Source organism: Acinetobacter calcoaceticus (assembly GCF_051947995.1).
In the GTDB taxonomy this organism is placed as follows: Bacteria; Pseudomonadota; Gammaproteobacteria; order Pseudomonadales; family Moraxellaceae; genus Acinetobacter.
In genome coordinates, this window is record NZ_JBLVVH010000039.1 from 1 (window position 1) to 251 (window position 251).

At 66.5% G+C, this 251-nt stretch carries 1 protein-coding gene; it reads left to right on the top strand.

All coding sequences use genetic code 11. The features are described 5' to 3' along the window. Positions 1–251: 3-dehydroquinate synthase family protein (locus ACNQO6_RS18465; protein WP_440209915.1), on the top strand; the 251-nt coding region annotated here is incomplete at both ends.

Sequence of the window (251 nt, forward strand, 5' to 3'; positions counted from 1 at the left end):
CCCGCGAGCTGTCCGCCGGGCTGGCGGAGGTGATCAAGTACGGTTTCATTTGCGACGAACCGTTCATCACCTGGCTGGAAGAGCACATGGATGCCTTGCTGGCACTGGAGCCGACCGTTGTCACCGAGGCCATCGAGCGCTCTTGCGCGGCGAAGGCCCGCGTGGTGGGCGCCGACGAGCGCGAGTCGGGCGTGCGTGCCACGCTGAACCTCGGCCATACCTTCGGTCACGCGATCGAGACCCAGCAGGGT